Source organism: Spiroplasma endosymbiont of Nephrotoma flavescens (genome assembly GCF_964030835.1).
Classification (GTDB): Bacteria; Bacillota_I; Bacilli_A; order Mycoplasmatales; family Nriv7; genus Nriv7.
In genome coordinates this window covers 591,095-608,433 of record NZ_OZ034982.1, presented here as the reverse complement: position 1 = coordinate 608,433, position 17,339 = coordinate 591,095, and the positions used below count along the sequence as shown (strand labels likewise).

Below are 17,339 nucleotides of genomic sequence, written 5' to 3'. Positions count from 1 at the left end.
ATATTTTATTTTTCATTATTCTTTTAGTTTTAATCTTTTTTAATAGCCAAATTGTAAAGTTAAGTGCAACTAAATTATTTTTCTAACCAAATATTCGATTGGCGAAAGATAATTTAGTATTTTTTTTGGTCTTTGGTTTAAAGACAATATAAATTTATGAACTGCATTTTTAGTAGTGTTTGAAAAATTAAATTTTTTAGGAAATTTTTCTCTAATTAAACCATTAGTATTTTCATTAGTACCTCTTTGTCAAGGTGAATATGCATCAGCAAAATAAATTTTCACATTTAAATTTTTTTCAAGTTGTTGTCAATTAGCAAATTCTTTACCCCTATCAAATGTTATAGTCTTAACAAGATTATTTGGAAGAATTGATAAATAATGACTAATATTTTTGTTAATAACTTTAGTAGTTCTATTTTCAACTAATATTGCTAAAGTAAATCTTGATGTTCTTTCAACTAAAGTTATTAAACATGATTTACTTTTACCTCGTGATGATACTACAGTATCATCTTCTCAATGGCCAAGAGTTATGCGATTATTAACATTTCGTTCTTTAATGGATTTACCATTAAATTTACCCCGATTTTTTTGAGATTTTCGTTTCTTACCTTTTCTTCTTAAATTTTTACTAGTAACCTTTTCAAGTAATCCAGAATAAATTCAATTGTAAATTGTTTTAAAACTAATAATTCATTCTTGATGAAAATTTTTAATTCTGCCATAAATTTGTTCAGGCGATCAACCTAATAATAATTTTTGTTGTACATATTTTACTAATTCTCTATTTTTAAATTTATGAAAATAAACATGTAATTGTTTTCTATGTTCTGCTTTATTTTGTGCAATTAATGAAAAATAATGATTATTATCTTTATTTCTATTAACTTCTCGATTAATAGTACTAATACTTCGATTAAGATTTTTAGCTATTTCACTAATTTTTACTTTAAATTTCAATTGATTCTCAATATAAATTCTTTCATCTATGCCAAGATGTTTGTATCCCATATAAAAACTCCTTAAATTTACTTTTTCTAAAATAAACTTAGCATCATGAAATTTTTATATGAAATCTTTTGCAATTTTATTTACTTGCACTTACAAGTATAATTCAGCAGTTAAAAAAGTTATTCAAAAATATCGTAAGAAAAGTTTTAAGAAGTAAGGTTATTCGCCTTACTTCTTATTTTATGTAAAATAAGAAAATAATTTATAGTATAATTTGCATATAACTTAAAATATAAAGGTGATTATGTTGATGAAAAATAAATTAATATTAGGTTGTCATGTATCAATGAAAAGTCCTGATTATCTAGTAGGAGCATTAAATGAGGCTATTAGTTATGGAGCTAATGCTATGATGTTTTATACAGGAGCTCCTCAAAATACAAGAAGAAAGCCCTTAGACCAGTTAAAAATTGATGAATTTAAACAAGGATTAGACAACCATAATTTAGATATTAATAATGTTATTATTCATGCACCCTATATTATTAATTTAGCTAATAGTATTAATCCTAATACTTATATGCTAGCTAAGGAGTTTTTAAAAACAGAAATTAATCGTTCTTTAGCAATTGGTGCTAAATATATCTTATTGCATCCTGGAAGTAGTGTTGGTGCTGATGCTAGTATTGGTTTACAATATATTATTGATGGATTAAATGAAGTATTGGAGCCTAATCAAAATATTAAAATTGCTTTAGAAACAATGTCAGGTAAAGGTAGTGAATTAGGAATTAATTTTTTGCAATTACAAACAATTATTCGGGGGGTTAAATATTCGCATTTAGTTGGTGTTTGTTGAGATACTTGTCATTTGAATGATGCGGGTTATGATTTAGTTAATAATTTAGAACAAGTTATTGAAGAATTTGATAAGATAATTGGATTGGATAAATTATTTGTTATTCATCTTAATGATTCTAAAAATATTAAAGGTTCCCATAAAGACCGCCATGAGAATATTGGTTATGGTAATTTAGGGTTTGATAGTTTGTGTAGTATTCTTTATCATCCTAAATTTGTTAATATAATTAAAATTTTAGAAACTCCTTGAAATAATTCTGAACCACCATATAAGGAAGAAATTATAATGCTTAAAAATAAGCAATTTAATAATTTTTTAAATCGTTAAAATGATTGCGATGATATGTTATGGGTGTGGTTCAGAATTACAATCTAATAATAATTTACAAGCTGGTTACATTGCAAAACTTCAAGATAATTCTCATTTTTATTGTTGGCGATGTTTTCGGATTAAGCATTATAATGAATTAGTAAATGTTAATAATGTTAATTATAATTATGATGATTTATTTATGAAGATTAAAAATAATGATGGGGTAGTTTTTTATGTTATTGCTGAATTATACTTGTAAGTGCAAGTAAATAAAATTGCAAAAGATTTCATATAAAAATTTCATGATGCTAAGTTTATTTTAGAAAAAGTAAATTTAAGGAGTTTTTATATGGGATACAAACATCTTGGCATAGATGAAAGAATTTATATTGAGAATCAATTGAAATTTAAAGTAAAAATTAGTGAAATAGCTAAAAATCTTAATCGAAGTATTAGTACTATTAATCGAGAAGTTAATAGAAATAAAGATAATAATCATTATTTTTCATTAATTGCACAAAATAAAGCAGAAAATAGAAAACAATTACATGTTTATTTTCATAAATTTAAAAATAGAGAATTAGTAAAATATGTACAACAAAAATTATTATTAGGTTGATCGCCTGAACAAATTTATGGCAGAATTAAAAATTTTCATCAAGAATGAATTATTAGTTTTAAAACAATTTACAATTGAATTTATTCTGGATTACTTGAAAAGGTTGCTAGTAAAAATTTAAGAAGAAAAGGTAAGAAACGAAAATCTCAAGAAAATCGGGGTAAATTTAATGGTAAATCCATTAAAGAACGAAATGTTAATAATCGCATAACTCTTGGCCATTGAGAAGGTGATACTGTAGTATCATCACGAGGTAAAAGTAAATCATGTTTAATAACTTTAGTTGAAAGAACATCAAGATTTACTTTAGCAATATTAGTTGAAAATAGAACTACTAAAGTTATTAACAAAAATATTAGTCATTATTTATCAATTCTTCCAAATAATCTTGTTAAGACTATAACATTTGATAGGGATAAAGAATTTGCTAATTGACAACAACTTGAAAAAAATTTAAATGTGAAAATTTATTTTGCTGATGCATATTCACCTTGACAAAGAGGTACTAATGAAAATACTAATGGTTTAATTAGAGAAAAATTTCCTAAAAAATTTAATTTTTCAAACACTACTAAAAATGCAGTTCATAAATTTATATTGTCTTTAAACCAAAGACCAAGAAAAATACTAAATTATCTTTCGCCAATCGAATATTTGGTTAGAAAAATAATTTAGTTGCGGGCACATAAAGTTTTGTTAGGTGGGTAAAGATTTGAATAATTTTGAAAGAAAAGCAACTAAAAATTTATTACCTTTTTACTTGAAAAATAATTAATAAAACAAAATATTTAATATTAACAAACATATTCTTAATAAAAGGTTATAAAAACTAAGCAAAATGCTTATAAAAACAACATTAAAATAATTTTTTACAACAAAAATCATACATAAGAAATATATACTTAATTTGCATATTGAAATAATTTATAGTAAATGACTATTTTTTCTTTTTTAAAAAATACCTAAGAAAACTAAACGCGACCAATTAATAATTTTTCATTGTGTAAAAATTCAATAATATGATAAAATAGTAATGAATAAAAATGACAACAACAAGAAAGGCAGGGTTAGTTTAGTAATTGCCAAATTGTAAAGTTAAGTGCAACTAAATTATTTTTCTAACCAAATATTCGATTGGCGAAAGATAATTTAGTATTTTTCTTGGTCTTTGGTTTAAAGACAATATAAATTTATGAACTGCATTTTTAGTAGTGTTTGAAAAATTAAATTTTTTAGGAAATTTTTCTCTAATTAAACCATTAGTATTTTCATTAGTACCTCTTTGTCAAGGTGAATATGCATCAGCAAAATAAATTTTCACATTTAAATTTTTTCAAGTTGTTGTCAATTAGCAAATTCTTTACCCCTATCAAATGTTATAGTCTTAACAAGATTATTTGGAAGAATTGATAAATAATGACTAATATTTTTGTTAATAACTTTAGTAGTTCTATTTTCAACTAATATTGCTAAAGTAAATCTTGATGTTCTTTCAACTAAAGTTATTAAACATGATTTACTTTTACCTCGTGATGATACTACAGTATCACCTTCTCAATGGCCAAGAGTTATGCGATTATTAACATTTCGTTCTTTAATGGATTTACCATTAAATTTACCCCGATTTTCTTGAGATTTTCGTTTCTTACCTTTTCTTCTTAAATTTTTACTAGTAACCTTTTCAAGTAATCCAGAATAAATTCAATTGTAAATTGTTTTAAAACTAATAATTCATTCTTGATGAAAATTTTTAATTCTGCCATAAATTTGTTCAGGCGATCAACCTAATAATAATTTTTGTTGTACATATTTTACTAATTCTCTATTTTTAAATTTATGAAAATAAACATGTAATTGTTTTCTATTTTCTGCTTTATTTTGTGCAATTAATGAAAAATAATGATTATTATCTTTATTTCTATTAACTTCTCGATTAATAGTACTAATACTTCGATTAAGATTTTTAGCTATTTCACTAATTTTTACTTTAAATTTCAATTGATTCTCAATATAAATTCTTTCATCTATGCCAAGATGTTTGTATCCCATATAAAAACTCCTTAAATTTACTTTTTCTAAAATAAACTTAGCATCATGAAATTTTTATATGAAATCTTTTGCAATTTTATTTACTTGCACTTACAACTATAATTCAGCATAACTTAAAAAAATTCTAAATAAAATAAAAAAAGAATAATTAAATAATTATTCTTTTAAGTTTTAATATACCCAACTTTCTGGCATTAAAATGTTGGTTATCCAATTAATGAACCAATTACTAAAAATACTATTGATAATACCATAATAACTATTAACAAAGGTCAAAGTCCTTTTAATAATGAACCATATGAAATATGTGAGAGAGCAATAGCTCCCATAACAACACCAGAAGTTGGGGTTACTAAATTAACAATTCCTGATGCTAAACTAAAACTAGTAATTGCTCCTGATGTTAAACCGACACCTAATGCAGGAGCAATAATACTAAAAACTGCTGTTGCAAAACCACTAGCAGAAGGAATTAAAAATGATAAGGGAACAAATAAAAAATATAAAATTAAAGGAATAGCTCATTGTGGTAAATTAACAATACTATTTTTAATTCCCGCAATCATAATTTCTTGCATTCCTGTGCGTTGTAAAATTACTGTAATTCCACCAGCTAATGCAATTACTAAACAAACAGATAAAATAGCAGAGCTTCCTTGTAAAATATCATTAACTAACATTTGTTCTGATTTTCAATTAACAAAACCAATAATAATTGTCGCAATTAAAAAGAACGAAGAAACTTCTAATAAACCACCTACACCAACTCCCGGAATAAATTTGGTTATATATGGCACTTCAGTATTAATTGTTTTCCCAAATTCTTTAAAAATACTAATACCAAATTCACTTCAAGCAATTAAATAAAAAATCATTACTACAAATGCTAAAGCAAACAGGATTAATGAAACAATTCTTCGCTTTGTTAATGGCACTTCTAAAATTGATTTTTTAAAAATTTTTTGATGTTCACTATGCATTGAAAAAACAACTGAATTATGGTTATCTTTTTTAACACGATAAGCATAAAGCATTACAAAACCAATCGCCACCGTTGTCATCACAATTCAAATTATAACTCTTCAAACTATTCCTGTAGTTACTGCTAACTTACCAACAATTCCACCATCTATTGCAGCCTGAACAGCAGTACCAATTAAAAATGGATTAATAATTGAACCTAAAACACCAATCCCAGCTCCTAACAAAATAATTAATAATCCCGTAAAAGCATCAAATCCCGCAGCTAAAATAATTGGTAAAATTAAAGCATAAAATCCTAATGTCTCTTCTGCCATCCCATATGTTGTTCCTGAAACGGAAAAGAAAATCATTAAAATAGGAATTAACCACAACTCCTTATTTTTTAAATTAGAAATTAACTTGCCAATCAAAGCATCTAAAGCTTGAGTTTTCATCATCACATTAACAAAAGCCCCTAAAATTAATACAAAGATAATAATTGATGCCCGACCTTTATTAGTAAAACTTTCCATCGGAACTCAAAAAATATCAATAATTCCTGCTGGCGTTTTAGCAACCGCCGGAATTCAAGATAAAAAAACTAAAATAATAATAATTAAAAATAAAATGGTAAATGCCGTTGGCATTTTAAATTTAAATCACTTTTTCATATCGCTAATCAACCATTGCCACTAACAAAACTCATCTAATAATATTAATTTCTAAGAATTTTCCCAGTTCAAAGCTAAATTGATATTTACTATCCTTCATAATTTGTATCCCTTTCTAATTTCACATATTTGCATATATTTTAGCACAAAAAAACAACAAGAATTAACTTGTTGCTTCTCATAATATTTAATTTAACAAAGAAAAAGACTATTTTTTATAAACTGAAACTTTCGTTCTCTTTTTACCATAGCGTTCATATTTAACAACACCGTTAATTAAAGAAAACAAAGTATCATCGCCACCACGACCAACACTATTTCCAGGATGAATCTTAGTTCCCCGTTGACGATAAATAATCATCCCCGTCTTCGCTAATTGTCCATCACTTAACTTAGTACCTAATCGTTTAGAATGTGATTCACGACCATTACGACTAGAACCAACACCTTTTTTAGAAGCAAAGAATTGAATATCTAACTTAAATCTCATCATAATAATTATATCTCCTTAATTTCTATATTTTGTGGATATTGCTCAGCAATAGTTTGTAACTGATAAACCATTGTATTCAACACAATTTGATTAACAGCTTCCACTTCTAAAACCTTAATAATAATATCATCCTTAACCGAAATACTAATACTATCTTGACACTGCCGATCTAATGCATTTAAAGTTCCAAAAACAACAGCACTAATCGCACTACAAACAATATCTTGACCCTTTGCTTTAAAACCAGAATGACCACTAACAATTACTTGATAATAATTATTTTGCTGTCTTTGAATCTTAACCCGAATCATTATTACTATCACTAATTTCTGCTGTCGGTACCGCTTTTGACTTAGTTTCAACAACTTTAGAAACCTTTTTTGCTCCATCTAATAAAATATCAATAATTTTTACTTGTGTATATGGTTGACGATGACCATACTTAGTTTTACTATTTTTTTTCGGTTTATAAGTAAAAACCACAATCTTTTTTTCTTTACCTTGTTTAATTATTTGACCAACAACCTTAGCATTTGGTACAAGCGGTCGACCAATGTTACCATCAATCATTAAAACCTTATCAAACTCAACAACATCGCCAGCATCACCAACGATTTTTTCAATTCAAATTACTTGTTCCTTTTCAACACTTAGTTGCTTGCCACCAGTTAAAATAATAGCAGACATATATACATACCCTCCAGCTTAGACTCGCCAATTTAGGTGAGATTAAACTACTTATAACCTATTTCGTGCGGTTGAAACCGTTTAAAGTTATCACAAATTAATATTGCAATACTTACAACATTAATAATTATAACCTAAAATAAATATTTTCGGTAGCAAAATATTTAAATTGGTCGCGTTTAGTTTTCTTAGGTATTGCTTTGAAGAAGTAAAACAATCAGCTAATTATATTATTTAATTACTAAACTAACCCTGCCTTTCTTGTTGTTGTCATTTTTATTCATTACTATTTTATCATATTATTGAATTTTTACACAATGAAAAATTATTAATTTTATTAAATTTTAACTATTTGGTCGCGTTTAGTTTTCTTAGGTATTTTTTAAAAAAGAAAAAATAGTCATTTACTATAAATTATTTCAATATGCAAATTAAGTATATTTTCTTATGTATGATTTTTGTTGTAAAAAATTATTTTAATGTTGTTTTTATAAGCATTTTACTTAGTTTTTATAACCTTTTATTAAAAATATGTTTGTTAATATTAAATATTTTGTTTTATTAATTATTTTTCAAGTAAAAAGGTAATAAATTTTTAGTTGCTTTTCTTTCAAAATTATTCAAATCTTTACCCACCTAACAAAACTTTATGCGCCCGTAAATAAATAATCTCGGTGCGATTATTTTCAGCACAAATATTAAAAAATATCGTTAATCAACGATATTTTTTAACTATTTAAATTTTTTAATAAATTCATTGTTAGGATTAAAATCTAATTCATCACTTAACTGTTGTAAAATCTTTTCTTGCTGTTTTGAAAGATGCTTTGGAAAAGCAATTTCTATTTTAACAAAAATATCACCGCGTTTTTTACTATTTAAAGGATGATAACTTCCCATTTTAGGAATCGTAAAAACAGCATTATTTTTAGTTTTAGGAGGAATTTTAAATTCTACTGTTTTCTCAAATGTTGGAACTTTAATGATTGTCCCTAACATTGCATCAATAAAAGATATTGGAATCGTAATTAATAAATCTAAATCATCACGCTGAAAAAAAGCATGCTTTTGAACTTCAATTTCAATATAAACATCTCCACGAGATTGTCCTTTAAGTCCATAATGACCCTTTTCTTGAACACGCACTTTTTGTCCAGAAAAAATTCCTTTGGGGACATCAAGACTAATGGTTTCTTGTTTAGTAATAAACTTTTTACCTTTACATTGTAAACATTTATTTTTAATAATTTCACCAATTCCGTGACAAGAATGACAAGGTCTTTCTTGTCTAATAATTCCTAACATTGTTCTTTGCTCAGTAACTTCAATCCCCCGACCATTACAATTTGAACATTTTACAACATCTCCTGATGTTTTAGCACCTGTTTGATGACATTCATCACAAGGAAAATTAACATTAACTTTAAACTGAATCGTTGTTCCCAAAATTGCATCTTTTAAACTAATAGTTTCGCGATAAAAGATATCTTCACCCTTATGTGCTTGTGAATGTCGTTGTCGCGTTCTTTGACCACCACCAAAAATATCGCCAAAGAAATCACCAAAAACACTACCAATATCACCAAACATATCTTCAAAATTACCAAAACCTTGACCACCACTAAACATATTTGGGTCAGCACTGCCATATTGATCATACATTTGTCGTTTTTGAGAATCAGACAATACTTCATACGCTTCATTAATTTCTTGAATTTTAGCTTCAGCATCACTTTGTTTATATACATCAGGATGATATTGCTTAGCTAACTTACGATAAGCGCGTTTAATATCATCATTGTTCGCATTACGCGATAAACCTAATATTTTATAAAAGTCTCGCTTGTTTTTAGTGCTCATTTTTTAACCCTACCTTGCTCATAAAATAATTCTTACTACACACTGTAGTAAGAATCATTCCTAATTTACTTCTTCTCATCACTAGATTCATTAGATTCAGCATCAATAACATCATCTTTTTTATCATTATTTTCTTGTTCATTAATTTCTGGAGCTTCAGAATTAGCTTGTTGTTGCATAAACTGTGCTACTTGCATCATCATTTGTTCCAAGTCAGTCATTTTTTTCTCTAAACCAACATAATCTTCTTCTTTAATTAGTTTTTCAATTTCTGCTTTCATATCATTCATCGCTGTTTTTTGTTCTTCAGTCACTTTTTCTTTGCCTTCTTCAATTCCTCGTTCAATATCATGTAAATAAGTTTGGGCTTTATTTACTAACTCAACATTTTTACGACGAGCTTCATCAGCTTCTTTATTAGCTTCTGCTTCTTCAACCATTCTTTTAATATCTGTTTCACTTAAACCTTCATCAGATTTAATTGTAATTGATTGTTCTTTATTATTTTTCAAGTCTTTAGCTTTAACCGCAACAATACCATTAACATCAATTGAAAATGTTACTTCAATTTGTGGTACTCCTCTTGGTGCCTTATCAATTCCTGATAATTGAAAACGACCTAAAGTCTTATTATCACTAGCCATTGGTCTTTCACCTTGTAAAACATGAATATCCACAGCCGGTTGATTATCATCAGCAGTAGAAAATACTTGTGACTTTGATGTTGGAATTGTTGTATTTCTTGGAATTAAAGGTGTCATTACACCGCCTAAAGTTTCAATTCCTAATGACAATGGGGTTACATCTAACAATAAAATATCTTTAACATCACCAGTAATAATTCCACCTTGAATAGCAGCTCCCAAAGCAACAACTTCATCAGGATTAATACTACGATTAGGTTCTTTCCCTAATATTTTTTTAACTGCTTCTTGAACAGCTGGAATTCTTGTTGAACCACCCACCAATAAAACTTGATCTAAATCACTAGCTTTTAATTTGGCATCATTTAATGCATTTTCAATAGGTTTTAAAGTTCGTTCAACTAATAATCTTGTCATTTTATCAAATGCTGCTCGTGTTAAGGTTTTTTGTAAATGTACTGGTCCTGATTCATTAGCTGAAATAAATGATAATGAAATTGTTGCTTGTAAACTACCAGATAATTCTTTTTTAGCTTGTTCTGAAGCTTCTTTTACTCGTTGCATTGCCAATTTATCTTTTGATAAATCAATACCAGTTTCTTTTTTAAAGTCAGCAACTAATCAGTCAGTAATTATTTGATCAAAATCATCACCACCTAATTTATTATCACCTGATGTTGCTAACACTTGAAAAACGCCATCAGCTAATTCCAAAATTGAAACATCAAAAGTTCCGCCTCCTAAATCATAAACTAATATTTTTTGCTCTTTATTCACTTTATCAATACCATATGCTAACGCCGCTGCTGTTGGTTCATTAATAATTCGTTCAACTTCAAAACCAGCAATTTTACCAGCATTTTCTGTTGCTTGTCTTTGCGCATTATTAAAATATGCTGGAACCGTAATTACTGCTTTAGTAATTTTTTCACCAAGTTTCTTTTCTGAAAAATCACGCACATAACTTAAAATTTTTGCTGAAATTTCTTCTGGTGTATAGTCTTTACCATTAATATTAATTTTTTCGTCAGTTCCCATTTTACTTTTAATTGAAAAAATAGTATTAATATTCGCTACTGCTTGGTGTTTTGCACTATTTCCAACAAGAATTTCTTCATTTTTAAATGCTACTACCGACGGTGCCGTTCTGGCTCCATCTGGAGTTTCAATTACTCTTGGTTCAGCACCATCCATAAATGCCACACAAGTATTTGTTGTTCCTAAATCTATTCCAATAATTTTTGCCATTTTATTTTTCCTCTTTCATTTCAATATTTTCTTGATTTTCTTCATTATTATTAATCATCTTTTCCTTTGCTACCTGTACGGTGGCAACTCGTAAAACCCGATTATATAAATGATATCCTTTTTGTAAAATTTTAGTAATTTCATTTGGTTGATATTTATCACTTTCAACTTGTTCAATTGCATAATGCAAATGACTATTAAACATATCACCAACTTTAACATCAATCTCAGTAACACCTTCATTAGTTAAAATTACTTTTAATTGATTAATCATCATTTCAAAACCTTGAAGAAAATTTTTAACATCAGCACCAACATTTTTTACATTTAATGCTCGTTCAAAATTATCCATAATTGGTAATAATTGCACAATCATTGCTTGCGAACGATACTTTCTAACTTCTTTGAGGTCATTATCGTATTGTTTTCTTGCATTATCTCAATCAGCTAAAGCACGAATTTTATCATTCTCAGTTGTTTCTAATAACATTTTTAAATTTGTAATTTCTAATTGTAATTTGATAATATCATCCGTTGTTCCACTAACATCATTTAAATTTTGATTATCAAGTTCTTTTTGTTTATCATTATTCATAATATCTCTTATCCTTTTCTCTTAAAAACTCATCTTTAATTTTGCGTGATATTCAATTTAATAATTCTGACATCTTATCATAATTAATCCGCTTAGGGCCAATTACCGCTAACTGTCAAATTTGCTTATTACCAGTATGATAATCAGTACTAATAACAGCAATATCATCTGTTTGTTTTCCTAGTTCATTGCCAATAAGAATATGAATATTTTCTTGATTATATTCTTGCTGTTCTTTTTCTGTTTTTATAAACTGTTTTCAAGGCGAATAATCTTCAATAAATCGGACAATTTCTTTAATTTTATTAACATCATTAAATTCAGGATTATCTAACATATATTGAAGACCATGTGTTGAATATTCACGCTTTTTAAAACTAACTAAAGTATTAATAAATGACTGTAAAATATATTCATGTTTCAAAACTTGTTTTTCCAATATTGGTTGTAAAGCTTGCATTTTTTCTTTAATATCTTCTAATTTTGTACCAATTAAACGACTATTAAATAATTCAATCGCTAAAACTAAATCTTGCAAGGTGACATCTTTAATATTAAAAGTCTTATTAACAACATGTCCCTTTTCACTAATAAAAATTGCAACTGCATTTTCTTCACTAATAGGCACTAATTCAATTTTTTTCAAACAATCTTCTTGCGAATTAGAACCAATAACTACTGTAATCAAATTAGTCATCGCACTTAATATTTCAGCTGTTTGTTCAATAATATCTTCAATAGCTAATTGCCGATTAGCAAAAATATTTTCTAATTGTTGCTTAATATCATTATAACCATTACGAACATCCATTAAATTATCAACATAATAGCGATAACCAAGTGATGCTGGTATCCGACCACTAGAAACATGAGTTTTTTCTAATAATCCTGTCTCTTCTAAAAACGCACACTCACTACGAATTGTCGCTGAAGAATAAGGTAACTTATACTTTTCAATTAAGATTTTACTTGATACTGGTTGCGCACTTTGAATATATTCATCAATAATAAACTTCAATATTTCTTTTTGTCTTATCGTTAACATAATTTCATTCCTACTTTTAGCACTTAATCTTGTTTACTGCCAATAATAAAATTATATAACAATTACTAGAAAAATCAATCATTAATTTAACTTTTCCTTACTAGCAATGATAATTTTATCATTCTTAACAGTTAACGAATAAATACGATTTTCTTTAATATGGTCTTCAATAATTGACTTAGCAAGTAAATTTTCAATATGCTTTTGAATATATCGCTTAATTGGTCGGGCACCAAATTGCTGATCATAACCCTCTTTAAGAATTTTTTCTTTAACCTTATTATCAAAAACTAATTTAATATCTTTAGTCATTTCTAAGCGATCATTCAATAATGCTAACTCTTTATCAATAATTTCTTTAATAATCTTTTCCGATAATGAATTAAAAATAACAATTTCATCAATCCGATTAACTAATTCTGGACGAAATGTTGTTTTTAATTTTTGCATTACCAATGCTTTACTGTCTTCTCTTGGTGATAATAAAAATTCCGAACCAAGATTGGAAGTCATAATAATAATTGTATTTTTAAAATCAATTATTTTACCATGCCGATCACTAACTATTCCTTCATCTAAAATTTGTAATAAGATATTAAAAATATCACTATGTGCCTTTTCAATCTCATCAAATAAAATAATACTATATGGATTTCTGCGAACTTTTTCTGTTAATTGTCCACCTTGCAAATAACCCACATAACCCGGAGGGGCCCCAAGTAAATTACTTACCGAATGTTTTTCCATATATTCTGACATATCTAGTCTAATAATATTTTTTTCTGAACCAAATAAATATTCTCCAAGGGCACGAGCTACTTCAGTTTTTCCAACTCCAGTAGGACCTAAAAAAATAAATGAACCAATTGGTCGATTTGGATCTTTAATCCCACTTCTTGCTCTAATAATTGCATCACTTACTAACTGTAAAACTTCATCTTGACCTTTAACTCTAATTCGTAAATGCTTAGTTAAATTAAGTAACTTATGTTTTTCACTTTCAACGAGGCGACTAACAGGAATCCCCGTTCATCTTTCAACAATATTAGCAACATCTTGTTCAGTAACATCTTCTTTTAATAATGCATTAATTTTTGTTTTATTAATAATCTCATCCAATTTTTTTTCTAATTTTGGTAATAAACCATATTGAATTTCACCAGCACGGTTAAAGTTACCTTTTAATTGTGTTTGTTCCAATTCTGTTTTTAATTGTTCTACTTGTAATCTAGTATTTTTAATTTCATCTAATTGTGCTTTTTCTTCATTCCAAACTAATTCTAAAGAATTTTCCTTCACTTTCAATTTTTCTAATTCTGCAATTAATTCATCTAATCGTTGCTTTGACTTATGATCTTTTTCCTTTAATAAAGCCGCCTTTTCAATTTCCAATTGCATTACTTTTCGCTTCACATCATCAAGCGGAGCAGGAATTGAACCAATTTCTGTTTTAATGTTGGCACACGCTTCATCAATTAAATCAATTGCCTTATCAGGTAAAAATCGATCACTAATATATTTATTAGCTAAATTAGCAGCTGCAACAATAGCATTATCATGAATTCGCACACCATGATATGATTCATAACGATCTTTTAAACCGCGTAAAATTGAAATTGTATCATCAACAGTTGGTTCTTTAATAAGAACTCTTTGAAATCTTCGTTCTAAAGCACCATCTTTTTCAATATATTCGCGATATTCATCCAATGTTGTTGCTCCCACACATCGCAGTTCACCACGAGCTAACATTGGTTTTAAAATATTTGAAGCATCAATTGCTCCCTGAGTTTTACCCATTCCCACAATTAAATGCAATTCATCAATAAACAAAATAATTTCTCCAGCTGAGGCTTTAACTTTGTTAATAACTGCCTTTAATCGCTCTTCAAATTCACCTTGAAATTTAGCACCGGCAATTATTGATGACATATCCAGTTCATAAATAATTTTATTTTTTAAATTACTAGGAACATCACCCTTAACAATTCTTTGTGCCAATCCTTCAATAATAGCTGTTTTCCCAACTCCGGGTTCACCAATAAGTACTGGATTATTTTTTTGTTTTCGCGATAAAATTTCAATAATTCGTCGGGTTTCATCATCACGACCAATTATTGGATCAGTTTTGCCTTCAATATGCATCTCATTTAAATTACGAGCAAATTTTTCTAAAATCTTAGGATCATTGCTGTAATTAGGTATTTCATTAATTTGCATATTTATCAAACCTCCCCATTTATTTTAGCAGTCTACATACTAGAATGCTGATAAAATAATTATAGTATATTATTTTGGCAGTGTCAATAGTAGATTGCTAATTTTTTGTAGAAACCATATACATATGACAAGATTTTGGTTTCTACAAACTTGCTGTTAATTAATAAATAAATAAATACGAGCTCATTTATTTATTACAAGAAATATAAGGTTAAATTAATATTTATTATTTTTAATTATGCTTTGTATTTTTTTGTGTCTTGTTGTTGATAAACTAAGTTTTTTAGTAAACGAAGTTTACTAACAAGTTATGTTAATTTAGTTTAAAGAAAGAGTTTAAAGAGAAATATATTGAACTAAGTTAAAAGACTAAGTTAAATATAACTAAGTTAATATAACTAAATATTGTAAGGGTGGTATGTATATGAGAAATATTGAAAATATTTTTTTAAATACTGAAAAATATCTTTTGAAAGAAACGCAAAATGCAGTACTTATTAAAGCACCAGCAATTCCCTGATTGTATGAACCTACTGGTATTTGGTTTTCAAAACGATTTGTTTATAAAGGAAAATATGAGAATTCTATTTGTATCGGAATAATTAAAGATTGTGAGTATCAGTTGGTTTTAGTTAATAATAAGAAAGGTCAAGAATCTAGTTTGATTTTAGGTCATGAGTTGTTAGGTTTTTTTGTTGCGGAGAAAGAGATTGCTAAAAAGGATGTAAGTTTTAATTATTTTAAAAATTCATTTTAAAGGTGTTTTAAGGCATTTTAAGAATAGAGGTAAAGAAAAAAAAATAGTTTAAAAAAATTTAGGTTGGTTTTTAAGGTGTTTAAACGGTGCGGAAAGCGTATGCTCCGCCCGTTAATTATCAATGTTAGTTTGAGTTATTTAACTAAGTTATTGCATTTTTTGATTTAATGTAGTAAAAAAATAATTTTGGAGTTTAAAAAATGAAAATGTGAGTTAATGTGGATGAGCCCGGTAAAGATTATTGTCAAGAGTTTATATATTTTATTAATAAAAAAACCGGATTAGAAGAAAAATTTTGAGCGTCTAAATCTGCAGCTGAATCTGTTAGAACTGATTTAGTTGGTGATAATTGACTTTGTGTTGATTTTGTTGAACATAATTATTTAAAAAAATAAATTAATTAAAAAATTAAGGAGAAAAGAAAAATGAGTATTTTCGGATTAGTGTTTTTTACGATTTTAACATTATTACTAGCATACTATATTGCGGTTAATATTTATCGGTTTTTTAAAGATAAAAAGAAATATGGTAGCGAGGCAAAACAGTTGCCAAAAGATTTTACTTATTCACAACGAATATTTATTGCAAAGTTTAAACGAAATTTGTTAGAACAAGATGAAAAAGAAATTAAAAAGTAGGTTTAGAAAATGTTTAAAAAGTTTAAGCGAAATTTATTAGAACAAGACGAAAAAGAAATTAAAAAGTAGGTTTAGAAAATGTTTAAAAAAATAATTATTGAGTTAATTGAATTAATTTATCCAACTGCCGATTTACCACCTCAAGTTGTATTTTTGTTTTCAATTTTAATAATTGTAATGCTGTTCTCGGCCATTATTTTTCTACTCTTTTGACCTTTTAAGCGGTAATTATTATGTTTTTAGTTGCTTGAAAAGATTTAGATTGAGAAATGACAAAATTGTATTTTTGAGATTTATTTATTCAAATTAAAATTATTCCGGCGTGAGTTTCTGGCAAAGAAATTGATTTAACTCAAGAACTACTTTGACTTTTAATAGCGAATATTGCCTTTTGAATGATATTGGTATTCATTATCTTATTTATGGTTATTTTATTTTATAAGGTTAAATCATATTTTGTTTAGAAAGGGGGTGATTATATGATTGGAACTTTCTTGGCCGATGTACCACCAAAGATTACTGGTGAACAAGCGGTTACTAACTTATGAAAAGCATTAATTACAGCGTTCGGTAATATTTGAACTGACATTATTGGCGGTAATATGCCAAATGTCGTTAATTTTTTTGCGACATATTGAGTTTTCTTGCTTGGCGTGATTATTGGTTTATTTTTAATCGCTTTCAAAATGTTTGAAAAATTAATGCCTGGCAGATAGTAATAA

At 27.2% G+C, this 17,339-nt stretch carries 20 protein-coding genes and 1 other annotated feature; of the genes, 8 read left to right on the top strand and 12 right to left on the bottom strand.

What is annotated here, in order from left to right; all coding sequences use genetic code 4:
* Positions 1-69 precede the first annotated feature (69 nt).
* On the bottom strand, positions 70-1,014 hold the full coding sequence (locus AAHN02_RS03645) for an IS30 family transposase (RefSeq protein WP_342277324.1): 945 nt from the start codon (positions 1,012-1,014) through the stop codon (positions 70-72).
* 250 nt (positions 1,015-1,264) lie between these two features.
* Here AAHN02_RS03645 and AAHN02_RS03640 point away from each other — a divergent pair, with 250 nt between their 5' ends.
* The 3 genes from AAHN02_RS03640 (at position 1,265) to AAHN02_RS03630 (ending at position 3,422) form a co-directional block, all read left to right on the top strand.
* On the top strand, positions 1,265-2,143 hold the full coding sequence (locus tag AAHN02_RS03640) for a deoxyribonuclease IV (RefSeq protein WP_342277323.1): 879 nt from the start codon (positions 1,265-1,267) through the stop codon (positions 2,141-2,143).
* Between the two features lies 1 nt (position 2,144).
* Positions 2,145-2,387, top strand: coding sequence for a hypothetical protein (locus AAHN02_RS03635; protein ID WP_342277322.1), 243 nt, complete (start codon positions 2,145-2,147; stop codon positions 2,385-2,387).
* Positions 2,388-2,477: 90 nt separating this feature from the next.
* On the top strand, positions 2,478-3,422 hold the full coding sequence (locus AAHN02_RS03630) for an IS30 family transposase (protein WP_342277321.1): 945 nt from the start codon (positions 2,478-2,480) through the stop codon (positions 3,420-3,422).
* Positions 3,423-3,852: 430 nt separating this feature from the next.
* Here AAHN02_RS03630 and AAHN02_RS03625 read toward each other — a convergent pair whose 3' ends face one another.
* The 11 genes from AAHN02_RS03625 to AAHN02_RS03575 form a co-directional block, all read right to left on the bottom strand.
* Positions 3,853-4,095, bottom strand: a complete 243-nt coding sequence (locus tag AAHN02_RS03625; RefSeq protein WP_342277320.1) for a hypothetical protein — start codon at positions 4,093-4,095, stop codon at positions 3,853-3,855.
* On the bottom strand, positions 4,071-4,796 hold the full coding sequence (locus tag AAHN02_RS03620) for an IS30 family transposase (protein ID WP_342277319.1): 726 nt from the start codon (positions 4,794-4,796) through the stop codon (positions 4,071-4,073). The genes AAHN02_RS03625 and AAHN02_RS03620 overlap by 25 nt, the downstream gene beginning before the upstream one ends.
* Before the next feature lie 206 nt (positions 4,797-5,002).
* A complete protein-coding gene (locus AAHN02_RS03615) occupies positions 5,003-6,430 on the bottom strand; it encodes a YfcC family protein (RefSeq protein ID WP_342277318.1) in 1,428 nt (475 codons plus the stop codon).
* 208 nt (positions 6,431-6,638) lie between these two features.
* On the bottom strand, positions 6,639-6,920 hold the full coding sequence (gene rpmA / locus AAHN02_RS03610) for a 50S ribosomal protein L27 (RefSeq protein ID WP_338968963.1): 282 nt from the start codon (positions 6,918-6,920) through the stop codon (positions 6,639-6,641).
* An 8-nt stretch (positions 6,921-6,928) separates the two neighbouring features.
* Entirely contained in the window at positions 6,929-7,234 is a 306-nt protein-coding gene (locus AAHN02_RS03605) for a ribosomal-processing cysteine protease Prp (protein WP_342277317.1), read from the bottom strand.
* Positions 7,221-7,610 carry a 50S ribosomal protein L21 gene (gene rplU, locus AAHN02_RS03600; protein WP_425289497.1) on the bottom strand — a complete coding sequence of 130 codons (390 nt, stop codon included), beginning with the start codon at positions 7,608-7,610 and terminating at the stop codon, positions 7,221-7,223. The genes AAHN02_RS03605 and rplU overlap by 14 nt, the downstream gene beginning before the upstream one ends.
* 10 nt (positions 7,611-7,620) lie before the next feature.
* Positions 7,621-7,693: a sequence feature (ribosomal protein L21 leader region), on the bottom strand.
* Positions 7,694-8,342: 649 nt separating this feature from the next.
* On the bottom strand, positions 8,343-9,470 hold the full coding sequence (gene dnaJ / locus AAHN02_RS03595) for a molecular chaperone DnaJ (protein ID WP_342277316.1): 1,128 nt from the start codon (positions 9,468-9,470) through the stop codon (positions 8,343-8,345).
* A 65-nt stretch (positions 9,471-9,535) separates the two neighbouring features.
* A complete protein-coding gene (dnaK, locus tag AAHN02_RS03590; protein ID WP_342277315.1) occupies positions 9,536-11,362 on the bottom strand; it encodes a molecular chaperone DnaK in 1,827 nt (608 codons plus the stop codon).
* Position 11,363: 1 nt separating this feature from the next.
* Positions 11,364-11,957, bottom strand: coding sequence for a nucleotide exchange factor GrpE (gene grpE, locus AAHN02_RS03585; protein WP_342277314.1), 594 nt, complete (start codon positions 11,955-11,957; stop codon positions 11,364-11,366).
* A complete protein-coding gene (gene hrcA, locus AAHN02_RS03580) occupies positions 11,950-13,002 on the bottom strand; it encodes a heat-inducible transcriptional repressor HrcA (protein ID WP_342277313.1) in 1,053 nt (350 codons plus the stop codon). The genes grpE and hrcA overlap by 8 nt, the downstream gene beginning before the upstream one ends.
* Before the next feature lie 81 nt (positions 13,003-13,083).
* On the bottom strand, positions 13,084-15,222 hold the full coding sequence (locus AAHN02_RS03575; RefSeq protein WP_342262401.1) for an ATP-dependent Clp protease ATP-binding subunit: 2,139 nt from the start codon (positions 15,220-15,222) through the stop codon (positions 13,084-13,086).
* Between the two features lie 424 nt (positions 15,223-15,646).
* Between AAHN02_RS03575 and AAHN02_RS03570 the strand changes: the two genes are divergently transcribed.
* From AAHN02_RS03570 to AAHN02_RS03550, 5 genes are all read left to right on the top strand, one after another.
* Positions 15,647-15,979 carry a hypothetical protein gene (locus tag AAHN02_RS03570; protein WP_342277312.1) on the top strand — a complete coding sequence of 111 codons (333 nt, stop codon included), beginning with the start codon at positions 15,647-15,649 and terminating at the stop codon, positions 15,977-15,979.
* Between the two features lie 200 nt (positions 15,980-16,179).
* The gene (locus tag AAHN02_RS03565; protein ID WP_342277311.1) at positions 16,180-16,374 is read left to right on the top strand and encodes a hypothetical protein; all 195 of its coding nucleotides are present in this window, start codon (positions 16,180-16,182) and stop codon (positions 16,372-16,374) included.
* Between the two features lie 30 nt (positions 16,375-16,404).
* A complete protein-coding gene (locus AAHN02_RS03560) occupies positions 16,405-16,617 on the top strand; it encodes a hypothetical protein (protein WP_215825617.1) in 213 nt (70 codons plus the stop codon).
* Positions 16,618-16,850: 233 nt separating this feature from the next.
* On the top strand, positions 16,851-17,081 hold the full coding sequence (locus AAHN02_RS03555) for a hypothetical protein (protein WP_342277310.1): 231 nt from the start codon (positions 16,851-16,853) through the stop codon (positions 17,079-17,081).
* A gap of 15 nt (positions 17,082-17,096) precedes the next feature.
* Entirely contained in the window at positions 17,097-17,333 is a 237-nt protein-coding gene (locus AAHN02_RS03550) for a hypothetical protein (RefSeq protein ID WP_342277309.1), read from the top strand.
* Positions 17,334-17,339: the final 6 nt, after the last annotated feature.